The following is a 16,396-nucleotide window of genomic DNA, read 5'->3' on the forward strand; positions in this document are numbered from 1 at the left end:
CCTGTTCGCCGCTGGCGGAAGGCATCGTCGGCTCGCAACATGGCAGCCGGTCAGGACATATAGACTCAGCAGACATGAGCTCACATTTCGACGTCGTCGTCCTCGGTGCCGGGCCGGGCGGGTATGTAGCCGCAATCCGCGCTGCGCAACTGGGTCTGAAAACTGCAGTCATTGAGAAGCAATGGTGGGGAGGCGTCTGCCTCAACGTCGGCTGTATTCCGACCAAGTCGTTGCTGCGCAACGCCGAAATCGCCAACATCGTGCTCCGGGACGCTTCGACCTTCGGTATCTCCGGCGACAACATCTCGTTCGACTACGGTAAGGCGTTCAGCCGCAGCCGGTCGGTCTCCGACCGGATGGTCAAAGGCGTCCACTTCTTGATGAAGAAGAACAAGATCACCGAGCTTAACGGCTGGGGCAGCTTCGTCGATGCCAAGACCGTCGCCGTGACCGCCGACGACGGGTCGGTCGACAACGTCACCTTCGACAACTGCATCATCGCCGCCGGCGCCACGGCAAAGCTGCTGCCCGGCACCCAGAAATCGGCCAATGTGCTCACCTATCAAGAGCTGATCTTGTCCGAGCAGCTCCCGTCGTCCATCATCATCGGTGGTTCCGGAGCCATCGGCACCGAATTCGCCTACGTGCTCAACGCCTACGGTGTCGACGTCACCGTCGTCGAGTATCTCGACCGCATGGTTCCCACCGAGGACGCGGAAGTCAGCGCCGAGCTCGCCAAGGCATACCGCAAGCTCGGCATCAAGGTGCTCACCAGCACCGCGGTGAAGTCGGTCGTGGACACCGGTTCCGGCGTTCAGGTCACCATCGAGCCGGCCAAGGGTGGCGAGCAGCAGGTGCTGACCGCCGACAAGATGCTGCAGGCCATGGGCTTCGCTCCCCGGATCGAGGGCTACGGTCTCGACAAGACCGGCGTGCAGCTCACCCAGCGCGGCGCCATCGAGATCGACGACTACTGCCGCACCAACGTTGCCGGCATCTACGCGATCGGCGACGTCACCGCGAAGATGATGCTGGCCCACACCGCCGAAGCTCAGGGTGTCGTGGCTGCCGAGACCATCGCAGGTGCCGAGACCATGCCGGTGAACTACGCGATGATCCCGCGCGCAACCTACTGCCAGCCGCAGATCGGCACCTTCGGACTATCCGAACAGCAAGCCAAGGACGCCGGCTACGAGATCAAGGTCTCCAAGTTCCCCTTCTCGGCCAACGGCAAGGCCTGGGGGCTGGGACATGCTGTCGGCTTCGTGAAGCTCATCACCGAGGCCCAGTACAACGAGATCCTCGGCCTGACGATGATCGGTCCCGATGTCACCGAACTGCTGCCTGAGCTTCAGCTCGCTCAGCAGTGGGATCTGACCGCTGATGAGGTGGCCCGCGTCGTGCACGCGCATCCGACGCTGTCGGAGGCATTGAAGGAGGTCGTGGAAGGCGCTGCCGGCCACATGATCAATCTTTGATCGCAGGTCCAGATCAACTTCGGCCCGGCCAGGGCGATTCCGCTGTGGCCGGGCTGTCGTTCGATCTCGGCCGATACGCCGGTCACGGTTGCATTGCGATCGGCCCAGTTGACCTGAGACGATTGCTCGCCGCCGATGGGAGCGTAATAGTCTACGATGCACGACGCATAGTCAGACATTCTTTGAGAGAGGTTCTTTATGAAGCGCAGTCTTGCCGCAATTGCGGCAGCCACGCTGTCGCTGTCGCTACTTGCCGGTTGTGGTGGCGGTTCCAGCTCGTCCGACAGCGATGTCATCAAGGTTGGGATCAACTACGAGCTTTCCGGGGCGGTCGCCACCTACGGCGATGCCAGCGTCAAGGGCATCGAAATGGCCTTCGACGAGATCAACGCCGCCGGTGGCATCAATGGCAAGCAGGTCGAGACGATCAAGTACGACACCAAGTCCGAGCCCGCCGAGGCGACGACTCTGGCCACGAAGCTGATGACCCAGGACAAGGTCGTCACCGTTATCGGCCCGGCCACCTCCGGTTCGTTCAAGGCGACCATCCCCGTCGCCAACCAGAACAAGATCCCAGTCGTTTCCGGCTCGGCGACCGCTGAGGACGTCACCGTCAGCAATGGCAAGGTGCAGGAATACGCCTTCCGTACCTGCTTCTCCGACTCGTTCCAGGGCACCGCGATGGCCAGCTTCGCCACCGACAACCTGGGCGCGAAGAGCGCGGTCATCATCAAGGACACGTCGTCCGACTACGCCAAGGGCCTGGCCGAGAACTTCAGCTCGAAGTTCGAGTCCGAGGGCGGCACCATCGTGGGCGAGGAAGGCTACGTCGCCGGTGACACCGACTTCCAGGCCATCTTGACCCGCATCAAGTCGCAGAGCTTCGACGCGATCTACCTGCCCGGCTACTACAACGAGGTCGGCCTGATCATCAAGCAGGCCCGCGATCTCGGCATCACCGCACCGATCCTGGGCGGCGACGGATACGAGTCCCCGACCCTGCTGCAGCTGGCGGGTGCCTCGGCACTGAACAACGTGTACTACACGAATCACTACTCGTCGCTCGACACCGACAACGCCAAGGTGGGCGAGTTCATCGCGAACTTCAAGGCGAAGTACAACGAGGATCCGAGCGCCTTCAGCGCTCTTGGCTACGACACCGCCTACTTCGTTGCCGATGCCATTGGCCGGGCCAGCGATCTGACCGGTGAGGCTGTCAAGGACGCCATGGCCAGCACCACCGACTTCTCTGGTGTGACCGGGACATTCAGCATCGACGCCAATCACGACCCGGATAAGGCCGCGCTGGTGATCGGGCTGACCGATGGGGTGCCGACCTCGGCGGTCGACGCTGCATAATCAGGCGATACGTGGGGTGGGGGACGACAAAGAGCGCCCTCACCCCACGCTTATGCCCAAGACGGGAAGAACCATATGGACCAGATACTTCAGCAGCTGATCAACGGATTGTCGTTGGGCAGCATCTACGCGCTCATCGCGCTCGGCTACACGATGGTGTACGGCATCATCCAGCTGATCAACTTCGCTCACGGCGATGTCTACATGGTCGGCGCCTACGTCGGTTATGTCTGCATGGCGCACTTCCATCTGGGTTTCTTCACCTCACTCATCGTGGCGATGGCGGTCTGTGCTGTGCTCGGCATGGTCATTGAACGCGTCGCGTACAAGCCGCTGCGCAACTCCACCCGCATCGCCGTGCTGATCACCGCCATCGGCGTATCGCTGCTGCTCGAGTACACGATGATGTACTTCGCCGGGGCAGAGGTTCGCACCTATCCGCCCATGCCGGGCTTCATGAGCGGGTCCTACCACCTGGGCGGCGTCACGGTCACCGCCCTGCAACTGATGATCATCGCCATCTCGGTTCTACTGATGGTCGCGCTGCAGTTCATCGTCAAGCGCACCCGCCTCGGCAGGGCCATGCGGGCCGTCTCCCAGGACGCCGACGCAGCCCGCCTGATGGGCATCAGCGTCGACAACACCATCTCGTTCACCTTCGCCCTGGGTTCCGCGCTGGCCGGTGCCGCCGGTGTCCTGGTCGGGGTCTACTACAACTCCATCAACCCCCTGATGGGCATCCTGCCCGGTCTGAAAGCCTTCGTCGCCGCCGTCCTCGGCGGCATCGGGCTCATCCCCGGCGCGCTCATCGGCGGTTATCTGATCGGGACGATGGAGGTCGTCGTCTCGGGTCTGGGCTTCTCGACCTATCGTGATGCTGCGGTCTTCGCGATCCTGATCCTGGTTCTGATCGTCAAACCCAGCGGCCTGTTGGGCAAGAATGTGCGAGAGAAGGTCTAATGAGTCCCCGTCTACGCACCTTCGTGACCCGGACCGCGATGCTGGCGGCCACCTACCTGATCGTCCTGGTGCTCATCCAGGCAGGAGTCATCAACGCCTACCTGCAGGCGACCATGGTGACGATCTGTGTGAACATCATGCTGGCCGTGAGCCTCAACCTAGTAACCGGCTTCACCGGCCAGTTCTCGCTCGGTCACGCCGGTTTCATGGCCATCGGTGCCTACTCGACCGGCCTGATCACCATGGCGATCCCGACCGTCTGGGGTTTCGTCCTGGGCCTGGCCACCGGCGCGGTGCTGGCCGCGATGGTCGGTTTCCTCATCGGTCTGCCGACCTTGCGGTTGCGTGGCGACTACCTGGCCATCGCGACCCTCGGCATGGCCGAGATCATCCGCGTCCTGCTGCTGAACATGGGATTCACCAATGGTGCGGCCGGCCTGTCGGGCATCCCGCAGTTCGTCAACTGGAGCTGGTTGTTCGTCCTGACGGTCGGCACCGTGGTGCTGATCACCAACTTCCTCAATTCGCGGCATGGCCGGGACTGCATCGCGGTTCGCGAAGACGAGATCGCGGCCGAATCGATCGGTGTGCGTTCCACTCGCGTCAAGACACTGGCCTTCATGACCGGCGCCTTCTTCGGTGCGGTCGCCGGTGGGGTCTACGCGTCCTACTTCTACTTCCTGAAGCCCGACCTGTTCGGCTTCATGCAATCGATCAACATCTTGGTCATCGTCGTGCTGGGTGGTCTGGGCTCGGTCTCCGGCTCGATCATCGCCGCCGTGCTGCTCGCGATCGTGTCGACGCTGCTGCAACCGTTCCCGGAGATCCGGATGATCCTGTACTCGCTGGTACTGGTCGTGCTGATGGTCTTCCGGCCGCAGGGCATCATGGGTTCGCGGGAGCTGTCGTTGAAGGTCTTCAGCCGGCTGCTGCCAAAGCGCAGCAAGGACGCAGCCGCCACGGAAGGGGCCACCGCATGAGCCCGATTCTCGAAGTCAAGGACCTGACCCGCAACTTCGGCGGTCTGGCGGCGGTTTCCAATGTCAACATCACGTTGGAGGAAGGCGAACTGATCGGTCTCATCGGCCCCAACGGCGCCGGCAAGACCACCGTCTTCAATCTGCTCACCGGCGTCTACCCGCCGTCGTCGGGGGAGATCGATTTCAGCCCGGACGGCGAGCCGGCATCCATCGCGGGCAAGAAGCCTTACGACATCTGCCGCGCGGGTGTGGGACGCACCTTCCAGAACATCCGGCTGTTCAAGGATCTGACCGTTCTGGACAATGTGGTGATCGCCCTCGAACAGAACCAGACCTACTCGCTGCTCTCCTCATTCCTCCACCTGCCGTCGTGGGCGGCATCTCGTGAAGAGGTCCTCAAGAGCGCCCGCGATCTCCTGCGGCTGATGCGCCTCGACCACAAGTCATTCGATCTGGCCCGCAACCTGTCCTACGGTGAGCAGCGCCACCTCGAGATCGCCCGGGCCTTGGCGACCAACCCCAGGCTGCTGCTGCTCGACGAGCCGGCCGCCGGCATGAACCCTGCCGAGACTGCGGGATTGACCAAACTGATCAGCTGGATCCGGGAGAACTATCACCTGACGATCCTGCTGATCGAGCACGACATGAGTTTGGTGATGAGCATCTGCGAGCGGATCTACGTGCTGGACCACGGCATTGTCATCTCATCGGGTACTCCCGATGTGGTGCGCCACGACCCGCGCGTCATTACGGCCTATCTCGGCCAGGAGGCCAGTGATGTTTGAGATCAAGGACCTGCAGGTGAGCTTCGGCGGTATCCACGCGCTCAAGGGCATCTCGCTGCGGGTGGAGGAAGGCGAGATCGTCACGCTCATCGGCGCCAACGGTGCCGGAAAGACGACCACGCTGCGCACCGCCTCCGGTCTGGAACGTCCCGACTCGGGTTCGGTCTGGCTGAACGGTCAGGACATCACGAGGGTCTCCGCGCAGGACCGGGTGAAGCGTGGTCTGATCCAGGTGCCCGAGGGACGCCGGGTCTTCCCGATGATGAGCGTGCTGGAGAACCTCGAACTGGGGGCCTTCCTGCGGCGCGATCGGGCTCAGACTGCCAAGGACATGGATGAGGTCTTCGGACGCTTCCCGGTGCTCGCCGATCGTCGTCAGCAGCCCGCGGGCACGCTGTCAGGCGGTGAACAGCAGATGCTGGCGATGGGGCGGGCGCTGATGGCCTCACCCAAGGTGCTGCTGATGGATGAGCCGTCGATGGGTCTGGCGCCGCTGTTCGTCCAGGAGATCTTCAACATCATCGCGAACATCAATGCCACCGGCACCACGATCCTGCTCGTCGAGCAGAACGCGAATATGGCTTTACAGGTGGCCAGTCGCGCGTATGTCATGGAGACGGGCAAGATAGTGCTCAGCGGGGATTCCGCAAAACTCCTGGCGACCGATGAAGTGCGCCAGGCATATCTGGGAGGTTGATCAATGTTCGTCAGATGGCGGATGACGGCTCACCCGTTCACTGTCAGCCCTTCGACGACCGTGCCTGAGGCCGTGGAGATGATGCAGACGCACAATGTGCGCAAGCTACCCGTGGTCTCCGAGGGACGCCTGGTCGGGATCATCTCCCAATCGGATATCGACCGAGCGTCGCCCTCGATGGCGACGTCGTTCAGTGCCGGGGAACTGGTGTACCTGTTTTCGAAGCTCAAGGTTTCGAAAGTGATGACCCGTGACCCGATCACGATCGGCCCGGACGCGCTGCTGGAGCAGGCCGCGATCGTGATGCGGGATCGCAAGATCGAGATACTGCCGGTCCTCGAGGATGGCGAGCTTGTCGGAGTCATCACCGAATCCGACCTGCTGGACGCGTTCATCGACCTCAACGGTGCCCGGATGAACGGCACCCGCTTGGTCATCGAGGCTGACGACCAGCCCGGCGTGATGGCCAGACTTGCCTCCATCACCGGCGCGGTGCGTACCAACATCACGCACATCGCGGTCTATCGTGGTGGTCTCGAACGTAGTCTCGTCGTTCTGGGCGTGAACACCCTCAACACTGTCGATCTCGAGCGGCAGATCGCCGATGCCGGGTTTACGCTGAAGTACCGGCTACGCAACGAGTGAACGTGGTCGACTGAGGAGGTACCCGTGCGGCGCCCCATGCTCTTGGTGACAGGTCTGCTCACCGGTCTGGCATTGCTGACAGGCTGCGACTCCACTGTCGGGACTCAACAGCATCTTGGTGACACCGTTCGGCTCGGCGTCAACGTGGAGCAGTCCGGTGACCTGGCGTCCTACGGGGATTCGATGACCAAAGGCATCCAGGTGGCGGTTGACCAGGCCAATTCGTCGGGGGGCGTTCGCGGGCGCCAGATCCAGCTGATCACGATGGACAATCAGGGCAATTCCGGCAAGGCGGTGGCCACGGCGACCACGTTGATGAGCCAGCAGCGCGCCTTGTCAGTCATCGGTCCGGTCAGCGATGGGCTGTTCGCACTCACGTTGCCGGTGGCCGACCATCAGCAGATACCGGTCATCTCGGGTTCCGCATGCGATGCGAACAGATTGAACGACGAGAACGGCAAGGTGTACCAGTTCGGGTTCCGCACCTGCTTGGGCCTCGACCAGCAGGGTGCTGCGATGGCGACGTTTGCGCATTCGAATCTGGCGGCGTCCACCGCTGCCGTCTTCCGCACCGCGGACACGGGCTTCGCCAACGAATTCGCGGACGCATTCACCGACGCATTCACCGCCGACGGAGGCACAGTCGGCGTCCAGGACGCGTTTCCTGCGGGGGAGACGGACTACTCACGATTCGTGGACATCATGAGGAGCAGTCCCACCGATGTCGTATACGTCGCCGCACAGGCGCCGGAGGCTGCCAGCCTGATCCGCACCTTGCGCGAGGCCGGCATCGACAACCCGATCCTTGCCAGTGGCGACATGAACGCACCGGCGGCCAACGAGATCGCCGGGCCGGATGCGCTGAACCGCGTCTATTTCGTCTCGCAGTTCAGCGCGCTGGACACCGACAACGCGGTCGCGCAGAACTTCCTGAACGCCTACCGGCAGGCCTACGGAGCCGATCCCGATACGCACGCCGCGATGGCTTACGATGCCATCCTGCTGGCCATCTACGGTATTGACCGCGCCGATGAACTGACCGGTATCAACGTGCAACGTGCCCTGGCGACGGCCCGCAACATCGACGGTGCGGGCGGCAAGTTCAGCATCGGCCAAGGTCATCAGGTCGTCAAGGATGCTCTGGTGGTGGAACTCGCCGACGGGGCACCGGTCTCGGTCACGCACGTCGCACCGTAGCCCACTCAATCCAGATCGCGCCAGATCTGCTCGCCGATCGCGGGCTTCGCGCCGCCGGCCGTGATCGCGGCCAACGAGGTCATCGCGGCGCGCAGGTCTTCGGATTCGTCCGCGACGGCGATCCTCAGCTGAACCTTGTCGGCCTGATAGTCAACGGATTCGACGCGGCAGCCTTGAGCACGCAACCTGCTCTCGGTCCGCGCTGCCTCAGCGATCGGCAGCGCCAGGCCGATCAGCCGCATCCGCTGCCGGCCGACCAGCCGCGCGTTGTCGAGCACAGCCGCGGCCGCCTCCGAGTAGGCCTGCACGAGTCCGCCGGCACCCAGCTTGATGCCCCCGAAGTAGCGCACTACAGCGACGGTGACATCGGAGAGTTCGGTCCGACCCGGCGAGGTCTGCCGGGCGGTGATCGCCTTGAGGATCGGGGTGCCCGCGGTTCCGGCCGGCTCGCCGTCGTCGCTGGAACGCTGGATCCTGCGATCCGGTTCCACGACGAAGGCGTGACAGACATGCCGGGCCTCACGGTGGGCACGGCGCACCTCGGCCAGAAAATCGCGCGCCTGGTCCTCGTCGGCGGTGCGGCTCGCATACCCCAAGAAGCGCGACTTCTTGATCTCGATCTGCGACGTGGGGCGGCTACCTTGCCTCAGTACCACGTAATGGCTGAGGCTCATGCTGCCTGCGGACGAACGAAAACCGGCTGGGTCGGGGTGGAGACCTGCGGATCGTAGTGGTAGCCCTCGGCATCGAACTCGCGGATCTTCCGGAGGCTGCGCACCCGATTGATGACCAGCCATCCCGCCATCGCGCCCCGCGCGTATTTCGCGTAGAACGACACCATCCGGCGTTCGCCGCTCGGCGTGATCTCCTCGAAGCGCGGCGAGATGATCGGTGCGCCGATGACGCGTGGGTTGATCACCCCGAAGTACTCCTGGGACGCCAGATTGATGACCGCATCGCTGCCCGGTGCGTCCATCAGATCGGCTCGTAGCAGTTCGCTGGGCAGGTCACCCCAATACTCGTAGAGATCGCGGCCGCGCCCGGTGGTCAGCGCGGTGCCCATTTCCAACCGGTAGGGCTGGATGAGGTCGAGCGGACGCAGCACGCCGTACAGGCCGGAGAGAATGCGGATCGTCTTCTGCGCCTCGGTGAAATCGCGCTCACCGAACCGGCTCGCAGCGGCCATTCCCCGATAGACGTCCCCGTTGAAGGCAAGGATCGCAGCCCGGGCGTTCCCGGGGGTGAACGGTGTCTCGAAGTCGCGGTAGCGAGCCGCATTCAGCACTGCGAGGTCGTCCGAGATCTTCATCAGCCGGGCCAGCTCATCGGGAGACTTCGTGCGCAACACCTCGATGAGCTCCTCGGAGCGATCAAGCAGCCGCGGCATGGTGTGTTTTCGGGTGACCGGACGTGAGGTGAAGTCGAGACTCTTGGCAGGGGAGAGAAGCACCAGCATTCTTCAACGCTACTGGATGATCCGGTGGCCTCTGCCGGTGAGAAATCAGTGCGGAAAAACGCCTGGCCAGAATGCCTGCTATCGGCGATTCGCTTTTCTTGCGTGACCGCACAGCAGGCTCGCCTGGGAATCGCCGGTTATCGTAGGTGTGAAGTTGAACTCACAACCATCTGGGGCAGCGAGGACGAACACCGATGACTGGCACCGACGCGCCGCGGACGCATCCCGCCGATCAGCATGACCTGATCCGGGTACGTGGGGCCCGCGAGAACAATCTGAAGGGCATCGATGCCGACATCGTCAAGCGCCGGTTGACGATGTTCACGGGCTTGTCCGGATCGGGCAAGAGTTCGCTGGTCTTCGACACCATCGCGGCCGAATCACAGCGGATGATCAACGAGACCTACAGCGCATTCGTCCAGGGATTCATGCCCACTCTGGATCGTCCCGAGGTCGACCAGCTGGACGGCCTGACGACCGCGATCATCGTCGACCAGGAGCGCCTGGGAGCCAACGTGCGCTCTACGCTGGGCACCGCCACGGACGCGAATGCGCTTCTCAGGGTGCTGTTCAGCCGCATCGCGCAGCCGCATATCGGCGGGCCGCAGGCGTACTCGTTCAACACGCCGTCGGTATCGGGATCGGGTGCCATCACCGTCCAGAGGGGAGCGGGGAGCAGAGCCGAGAAGCGCACCTACACCCTGGTCGGCGGTATGTGCCCGCGCTGCGAGGGCATGGGCTCGGTCTCCGACCTGGATCTCACCGAGCTCTACGACGACTCCAAGTCGCTCAACGACAATCCCTTCAAGATCCCCGGCTACAGCATGGACGGCTGGTATGGCCGGATCTTCAAGGGCTCCGGCTATTTCGATCCTGACAAGCCCATTCGCAGCTACACGAAGCGCGAGCTGCGCGACCTGCTCTATCGGGAGCCCACCAAGATCAAGGTCGAGGGCATCAATGTCACCTACGAGGGCCTGATCCCGAAGATCACCAAATCGATGCTCTCGAAGGACCCGGAGTCCATGCAGCCGCATGTCCGCGCCTTCGTCGAGCGCGCGGTGACGTTCCAGACCTGTCCCGAATGCGGCGGCACCAGGCTTGCCGAGCCGGCCCGTTCGTCCAAGATCAAGGGCAACTCGATCGGGGATGTCTGTGCGATGCAGATCACCGATCTGGCCGACTGGGTGCGCAGTATCGACGAGCCATCGGTACAACCGCTGCTGGCCAACCTGCGCCATCTGCTGGACTCGTTCGTGGAGATCGGGCTGGGCTATCTGAGCCTGGATCGTCCGTCCGGCACATTGTCCGGGGGAGAGGCGCAACGGACGAAGATGGTCCGCCATCTGGGTTCGTCGCTCACCGATGTCACCTACGTGTTCGATGAGCCCACGGTGGGGCTGCATCCGCACGACATCCAGCGCGCCAACGATCTGCTGCTCCGATTGCGCGACAAGGGAAATACCGTCTTGGTGGTGGAGCACAAGCCGGAGGTGATCGCCATCGCCGACCAGATCATCGACCTGGGTCCCGGGGCCGGTGCGGGCGGCGGTGAGATCGTCTTCCAAGGGACGTTCGACGAGCTGCGGACCAGCGGCACACTCACCGGCCGCCATGTGGACGATCGGGCCAGGCTGAAGCCGCAGGTGCGGCAGGGGAGCGGGGCGCTGGAGATTCGTGGAGCGTCCACCCACAATCTGAAGAACGTCGATGTCGACATTCCGCTGGGTGTGCTGACCGTGGTCACCGGGGTCGCAGGATCCGGCAAGAGCTCGCTCATTCACGGTTCCTTCCATGGACGAGACGGCGTGGTCGAGATCGACCAGAGTCAGATCAAGGGCTCACGACGGTCGAATCCGGCCACCTATACCGGAGCGCTGGATGCCATTCGCAAGACCTTCGCCAAGGTGAACGGCGTGAAGCCGGCCCTGTTCAGCGCGAACTCCGAAGGAGCCTGCCCGGCCTGCAACGGGGCGGGTGTCGTGTACACGGATCTGGGGTTCATGGCGACGGTGGCCAGCCGATGCCAGGAATGCGACGGCAGGCGCTATCAGGCGGCCGTGCTCGAATACCGGGTCGCTGGACGCAATATCGCCGAGGTGCTCGAGATGCCGATGGCACAAGCCCTGGAGTACTTCGCCCAGGGGGAGGCCAAGACCCCGGCGGCGAACAAGATCTTGCAGCATCTGGTGGATGTCGGACTCGGTTACCTGACGCTGGGCCAACCGCTGACCACCTTGTCAGGCGGTGAACGCCAACGGCTGAAGCTGGCCAGCAGAATGGGGGAGAGCGGCGGCGTCTACGTGCTCGACGAGCCAACATCCGGTCTTCATCTGGCCGATGTGGAGCAGCTGCTCGGCCTGCTCGACAAGCTCGTGGACTCGGGCAAGTCGGTGATCGTGATCGAGCACCACCAGGCGGTCATGGCGCACGCCGACTGGATCATCGATCTGGGGCCCGGCGCCGGTTATGACGGTGGCCGGGTGGTATTCGCCGGCACGCCGGCCCAGCTGGTGGCGGACGCCAAGACACTCACCGGCCAATACCTGGCCCGTTACGTGGCCTGACCCAACGCAGATGGTCGGCAGCTCTACGCTTGCGTCATGAATGACATTGCGTTCGGGGTACTCGCCATCGCCGTAGGCTTGCTCTTCTGCTTCTTCGGCGCGACCATGCTCCGGCTGACGATCACCATCTGGGGCGCTTTCGCCGGCTTCTCGCTGGGGGCCGGGGTCATCGCGGGCTGGTTCGGTCAGGGCTTCCTGGCGACCACCGCAGGATGGGTGGTCGGCCTGATCATGGCCATCGTGTTCGCCTGGCTCGCCTACGCCTACTACGCGGTGGCGGTGCTGATCGCAACCGCCTCGCTGGGCTTCGCGGCAGGTGCCGCGCTGATGGCCGCGCTGGGCGTCACCTGGAACTGGCTGATCATCCTGGTCGCGATCGTCGTCGCGGTCGGTATCGGCGTGGCCGCCCTGACCGTCAACATGCCGGCAGTGCTTCTGATCGTGTTGTCCACGTTGGGTGGTGCCTCGGTCGCTGTGAGCGGTCTGATGCTGGTGCTCGGCGTTCTCACCATCGCCGACCTCACCGATCCGGCGGTCACCGCCAATCCGGCGCACGGCTGGTGGTGGACCGTGGTGTACATCGTCTTGGCGGTGCTCGGCGTCACCGTCCAGACTCGCAAGTCGCGTAGATGGCAGAGGGACGCCTGGGCGCACTGATCGCTTCGCTGTGTCGTAACGCCTCGTCGTGGTAGGTGTCCGATAAGCCACATTATGTCAAATAGCGTTTGTTGGACGATACGACTCCGCCGAGGCAACCGCAGCGAGCAGATGATCGCCGTCGACTCCCTCACTTGCAGTGACGGCGGTGACCGCGGGCTCGCCCCTGGTCAGCGTCCCGGTCTTGTCGAAGACCACGACCCGCACTGCGGACAACTCCTCCAGATGACTGCCGTCCTTGATGAAGGTACCGGCGCGCGCGGTCTGCCCGATCGCGCCCAGCAGGGCCAGCGGCGTACCCGCCGCTACCCCGCACGCCCCCGCCACGATGATGACCGAGATGGTGGCCGTGAGATCACGGGTGATCAGATAGGTCAGCGCGGCACCACCGAGCGCCAGATACACCAGCCAACCCGCGAGCCGATCGGCAAGCCGCTGAATCGGCGCCTGGGAATTCTGCGCCGCGCTGATTGCCGCGACGATCTGCCCGTACGAGGACTCCGCGCCGACCCGCTCGGCACGAAGCGCGACGGCTCCACTGTGATTGATTGAGCCCGCATAGACCTGACTGCCCTGCGAGACGTCAACCGGCAGCGGTTCTCCGGTGATCCGTGACTCGTCGACGCTGGAATTGCCCTCCAACACCACCCCGTCCACCGGGATACGTCCGCCCGGCAGCACCATGACGACGTCTCCCACCGCCAGCTCATCGCGGTGCACGCTGCGCAGCTGACCATCGCGACGCACCTGCACCGAATCAGGCAGGAAGTTCATCAACTCGCCCAGGGCGTCGCGCCCGCGATCCATCGAGAGATCCTCCAAGATCTCGGCAGCCAGCACGAAGACCGTGATGACCAGCGCGGTCACCCACTCGCCTATCGCAGCGGCCGCCACCAGCGCGATGAACATCGACAGCTCCATGCTCATCCGACGCGCCCGCAGCGCCGCCCAAACCTCGACGACGATCGGCCAGCAGCCGATCACCAGGCCGACCGCCGCCAATGGCGCACTGATCCACCACGGCGCCTGCAGCCAGGACGCAACGAGCACCACCACCGCCAGACCGCCCACCACACCCAGACGGACGAGATCCTCGCGGTCGATCCGCTGCCACAGCTCGCCGGCACTTCGCGGCTGGTACTCGGTTACCACACTCCCCTGCTCAACCTCCTCGGTCTGCTGCAAGGATGCTGCCGGTTTGATCATGCCCCATGCATAGCACCATCAGCGCCCGATCCGGACGCATTCCGAAATCAATAAGTAACGAAAATGTAGCCCGCGACACATGCACATCTGTTCAGATGTTGCGATAATGGAGACGTGCAGATGCCCCAGACGGACGAGATCGCCAGGGTGGCAGCGCTCTTCAAGCTGATGAGCGACCCCACCCGCACCCGGCTGCTCTACGCGCTGCTGGAGGCCGGCGAACTGTACGTCAGCGATCTCGCCGCCACCACCGGCACCAGTGAATCCACCGTCTCTCAGGCGCTGCGCATGCTGCGGGCTTCCGGGATCGTGACCGGTCGTCGCGATGGACGCAAGATCTGGTACCGGCTTTCCGACGAGCACGTCCGCGAGTTGCTCAATGTCACTTTGGAGCACACCCACCACCACCCCGGAGATGAGGATCCAGCATGAGTGGTCACCATCACTCCTCCTCCCACGCGGTCTCGGCAGCGGGCAAACACCGCTCGAGGCTGGCCATCACCTTTGCGCTGGTTGCCGGTTTCTTCGCCGTCGAGCTGATCGCTGCGCTCAGGTCAGGCTCGCTGGCATTGCTCGGCGATGCGGGCCACATGGCCGCCGACGTGACGACACTGGGCGCCGCACTTCTGGCGCTGCATCTGGCGCCTCTGCGTGACAAGCGCGGACGCCGCACCTTCGGCAACTACCGGGTTGAGGTCTTCGCGTCCGGGCTGGCCGTGCTCATCATGCTCGGGGTGGCGATCTTCATCACGGTCGAAGCGATCGGCCGCTTCGGCAGCGCTGTCGAACCGGCCTCCGGAATCATGCTGGCCGTCGGCATCCTCGGACTTGTCATCAACGTTGTCAGCATGCTGCTGCTGCGCCGGGGATCGTCCGAGAGCCTGAACGTCAAGGGCGCCTACCTGGAGGTGCTCGCTGACGCCCTTGGTTCGATCGGTGTCATTGCGGCCGCCGTACTTGTTTCCGTCACCGGCAGCCCCTGGTGGGATACCGTCATCGCGCTGGGTATCGCCGCATTCATCGCGGTGCGAGCCGTGATGCTCGGTCTTGAGGTACTGCGCGTGCTCGCGGAGTGCGCTCCCCCGGGCATCGAACCGGCTGAGATCCAGGTCGCCCTCGAAGACATCCCCGGAATGCTGGAGGTGCACGATCTGCATGTCTGGCAGCTGACATCCGGCATGAACGTCGCCTCCGCTCACATCGTCACCAGCGCGCCCGATACGATGCTCGCCGCCCAGCACCTGCTGCGCGACGACTTCGGCATCGCTCATGTGACCTTGCAGACCGAGTCGGCCAACCGTCGCGAGTGCGATCACACGGATTGGTGAGCCTGGCACGGAACTGACAGCAACTCCCCTACCCTGCCTGTGGGTTCGGCGGCTACCCTCGATGTCGTAGGGGCTGACGAAAGGGCACCAATCCATGCGAACCATACCGAGGCTCACTCGGGCATACCGCAACGCCAAGGTCGTCGAGATCGACTCGTCCTCCAAAATCATCATCTTCAGCGACTCGCACCGAGGCGACGGAAGCCTGGCCGACGAGTTCCACAAAGACCGCGACATCTTCGAAGCAGCGCTGCAGCACTACCTGGACGAGGGCTACACGCTCATCGAAGCCGGCGACAACGACGAACTGTGGGAATACCCGAAGTTCCATCACATCATCAAAGCGAATCCCGAGGTCTTCGCCCTGCTGCGCAAGTTCCATACCAAGGGCCGTTACATGCGCATCTACGGCAATCACGACATGCAGCTGCGCGATCCCGAATATGTCCGCCATCACCTCTATCTGCGTCTCAACCACGTCACCGGACGTGCGGAACCGCTTTTCGACGGACTGAAGGTCGAGGAGGCGGTGCTGCTGCGCCACAAGGCGTCAGGGCAAGAGATCTTGACCGTGCACGGCCATCAGGGCGATTTCTCCAACGACCAGGCATGGCGTGGGTCGATGTTCACCTTCCGCATCTTCTGGCGGCACCTGCACGCGCTGGGCATCCACAGCCCCTCCAGCCCGACCCGCAACAGCTTCCAGCGCCACAAGGTGGAACGCAACTATGTGCGCTGGATCCTCCAACACGGCACGGCGCTGATCTGCGGTCACACCCACCGCGAACGCTTCCCGCTCGGAGAGGATGCGCCCTACTTCAACTCCGGCGCCTGTGTCTTCCCCGACTACATCACCGGCTTGGAGATCGCCAACGACTCCATCAGCCTGGTGGGTTGGCAGGTCGTTCCCGATGCCAACGGCTATCTCCATGTTGCGCCCAAGGTATTGGCAGGACCACGGCCCCTCGACGACTTCCACCTGCGTCCCGATCCCAAGCCGCATCGTCGCCCGAACCGCTCGATGGACCAATCGCGCAAGGTCGAGCAAGCATCCAGTCACCCGAGTCTGCTCTGACGGACC

At 63.5% G+C, this 16,396-nt stretch carries 16 protein-coding genes; 13 read left to right on the top strand and 3 right to left on the bottom strand.

Features of this window, described 5'->3' with window-relative positions; genetic code table 11:
- The first annotated feature begins 74 nt into the window (after positions 1-74).
- From lpdA to QUE25_RS00295, 8 genes are all read left to right on the top strand, one after another.
- Positions 75-1,478, top strand: coding sequence for a dihydrolipoyl dehydrogenase (lpdA, locus tag QUE25_RS00260; protein ID WP_286266437.1), 1,404 nt, complete (start codon positions 75-77; stop codon positions 1,476-1,478).
- A 198-nt stretch (positions 1,479-1,676) separates the two neighbouring features.
- Positions 1,677-2,837, top strand: coding sequence for an ABC transporter substrate-binding protein (locus QUE25_RS00265; protein ID WP_286266438.1), 1,161 nt, complete (start codon positions 1,677-1,679; stop codon positions 2,835-2,837).
- Positions 2,838-2,912: 75 nt separating this feature from the next.
- Positions 2,913-3,797, top strand: a complete 885-nt coding sequence (locus QUE25_RS00270; RefSeq protein WP_286266441.1) for a branched-chain amino acid ABC transporter permease — start codon at positions 2,913-2,915, stop codon at positions 3,795-3,797.
- A complete protein-coding gene (locus tag QUE25_RS00275) occupies positions 3,797-4,777 on the top strand; it encodes a branched-chain amino acid ABC transporter permease (RefSeq protein WP_286266443.1) in 981 nt (326 codons plus the stop codon). The genes QUE25_RS00270 and QUE25_RS00275 overlap by 1 nt, the downstream gene beginning before the upstream one ends.
- Positions 4,774-5,562 carry an ABC transporter ATP-binding protein gene (locus QUE25_RS00280; RefSeq protein ID WP_286266445.1) on the top strand — a complete coding sequence of 263 codons (789 nt, stop codon included), beginning with the start codon at positions 4,774-4,776 and terminating at the stop codon, positions 5,560-5,562. Before QUE25_RS00275 ends, QUE25_RS00280 begins: the two co-directional genes overlap by 4 nt.
- On the top strand, positions 5,555-6,259 hold the full coding sequence (locus tag QUE25_RS00285; RefSeq protein ID WP_286266447.1) for an ABC transporter ATP-binding protein: 705 nt from the start codon (positions 5,555-5,557) through the stop codon (positions 6,257-6,259). The genes QUE25_RS00280 and QUE25_RS00285 overlap by 8 nt, the downstream gene beginning before the upstream one ends.
- Before the next feature lie 3 nt (positions 6,260-6,262).
- Positions 6,263-6,904 carry a CBS and ACT domain-containing protein gene (locus QUE25_RS00290; protein WP_286266448.1) on the top strand — a complete coding sequence of 214 codons (642 nt, stop codon included), beginning with the start codon at positions 6,263-6,265 and terminating at the stop codon, positions 6,902-6,904.
- Between the two features lie 24 nt (positions 6,905-6,928).
- Positions 6,929-8,101 carry an ABC transporter substrate-binding protein gene (locus tag QUE25_RS00295; RefSeq protein WP_286266450.1) on the top strand — a complete coding sequence of 391 codons (1,173 nt, stop codon included), beginning with the start codon at positions 6,929-6,931 and terminating at the stop codon, positions 8,099-8,101.
- A 5-nt stretch (positions 8,102-8,106) separates the two neighbouring features.
- Here the strand turns inward: QUE25_RS00295 and QUE25_RS00300 are convergent, their stop codons facing one another.
- Positions 8,107-8,775 carry an IMPACT family protein gene (locus tag QUE25_RS00300; RefSeq protein ID WP_286266452.1) on the bottom strand — a complete coding sequence of 223 codons (669 nt, stop codon included), beginning with the start codon at positions 8,773-8,775 and terminating at the stop codon, positions 8,107-8,109.
- On the bottom strand, positions 8,772-9,557 hold the full coding sequence (gene yaaA / locus QUE25_RS00305) for a peroxide stress protein YaaA (protein ID WP_286266454.1): 786 nt from the start codon (positions 9,555-9,557) through the stop codon (positions 8,772-8,774). The genes QUE25_RS00300 and yaaA overlap by 4 nt, the downstream gene beginning before the upstream one ends.
- A gap of 194 nt (positions 9,558-9,751) precedes the next feature.
- Here yaaA and QUE25_RS00310 point away from each other — a divergent pair, with 194 nt between their 5' ends.
- On the top strand, positions 9,752-12,124 hold the full coding sequence (locus QUE25_RS00310) for an ATP-binding cassette domain-containing protein (protein WP_286266455.1): 2,373 nt from the start codon (positions 9,752-9,754) through the stop codon (positions 12,122-12,124).
- Positions 12,125-12,160: 36 nt separating this feature from the next.
- On the top strand, positions 12,161-12,781 hold the full coding sequence (locus tag QUE25_RS00315) for a DUF4203 domain-containing protein (protein WP_286266457.1): 621 nt from the start codon (positions 12,161-12,163) through the stop codon (positions 12,779-12,781).
- Positions 12,782-12,838: 57 nt separating this feature from the next.
- Here the strand turns inward: QUE25_RS00315 and QUE25_RS00320 are convergent, their stop codons facing one another.
- On the bottom strand, positions 12,839-13,987 hold the full coding sequence (locus QUE25_RS00320; protein ID WP_286266459.1) for a heavy metal translocating P-type ATPase: 1,149 nt from the start codon (positions 13,985-13,987) through the stop codon (positions 12,839-12,841).
- A 120-nt stretch (positions 13,988-14,107) separates the two neighbouring features.
- Here QUE25_RS00320 and QUE25_RS00325 point away from each other — a divergent pair, with 120 nt between their 5' ends.
- The 3 genes from QUE25_RS00325 to QUE25_RS00335 all read left to right on the top strand — a co-directional run bounded on the left by QUE25_RS00325 (position 14,108) and on the right by QUE25_RS00335 (position 16,390).
- Complete coding sequence (locus QUE25_RS00325; protein WP_286266461.1) at positions 14,108-14,419, top strand: ArsR/SmtB family transcription factor; 312 nt, start codon at positions 14,108-14,110, stop codon at positions 14,417-14,419.
- Positions 14,416-15,315, top strand: coding sequence for a cation diffusion facilitator family transporter (locus QUE25_RS00330; RefSeq protein WP_286266463.1), 900 nt, complete (start codon positions 14,416-14,418; stop codon positions 15,313-15,315). Before QUE25_RS00325 ends, QUE25_RS00330 begins: the two co-directional genes overlap by 4 nt.
- A 94-nt stretch (positions 15,316-15,409) precedes the next feature.
- Positions 15,410-16,390: a metallophosphoesterase family protein gene (locus QUE25_RS00335; protein ID WP_286266464.1), complete on the top strand. Its 981-nt coding sequence runs from the start codon at positions 15,410-15,412 to the stop codon at positions 16,388-16,390.
- The last annotated feature ends 6 nt before the right edge of the window (positions 16,391-16,396 follow it).

The organism is Brooklawnia propionicigenes (assembly GCF_030297015.1).
Taxonomy (GTDB): Bacteria; Actinomycetota; Actinomycetes; order Propionibacteriales; family Propionibacteriaceae; genus Brooklawnia; species Brooklawnia propionicigenes.